Annotated in this window: 1 pseudogene; it reads right to left on the minus strand. The window is 57.1% G+C overall.

The features are described 5' to 3' along the window. Window positions 1-90 precede the first annotated feature (90 nt). Window positions 91-666 (minus strand): annotated as a pseudogene (locus tag IEX53_RS23650) (IS5 family transposase); the annotation flags it as partial.

The raw sequence follows: 666 nt of genomic DNA on the forward strand, positions 1-666 counted from the left end.
CAGCACATTCTTAGGTGCTGTCCAACTCGTCGCTGCGTTCATAACCCTCAAATGACGACACGCCCTAGAGTCTGTCCGAAGATTTTCTGATTAATTACAGATTCTTCGCATCATGAGGCGAATGGAAGCGAGTTTGAGGAAGGCGAGTGCTCTGGTGTTGAGGCACTCCCAGTCCTTTACGAGGCGGCGGCATCGATTAAGCCACGCGAAGGTTCGTTCGACAACCCAACGGCGTGGCAGGACGATGAACCCCTTGGCCTGATCGGACCGCTTGACGATCTCGACATTGACCTGGGCGATTGCCTTCTGCAAGCCTTTCTGAAACTGTGGCCCCTGATAGCCGCCATCGGCGTAGAGCTTGAGCAGGAAGGGATAGCGCCCGAATAAGGTCGCCATCACCACCACACCGCCATCGCGATCCTGAATGTCGGCGGCGTGAACGAGGGCATGTATCAGGAAGCCTTGGGTATCGACGAGAATATGCCGCTTCTTGCCCTTGATCTCAGCGCAAACGCAGTTTGTCGCGGTTTTGCCTGCATTGTAGCCATGCGGGTCGATCGAGGCCCCCCTTTTTCCGCGCTTTTGACGCTCTGGCTGTCAATAATGGCGGCGGTGGGCGAAGCCTCGCGCCCCGCCTGTTCCCGGCAACCCATATAGAGCGCCTCG

This window comes from Paramesorhizobium endophyticum (genome assembly GCF_014640615.1).
GTDB classification, from domain to species: Bacteria; Pseudomonadota; Alphaproteobacteria; order Rhizobiales; family Rhizobiaceae; genus Paramesorhizobium; species Paramesorhizobium endophyticum.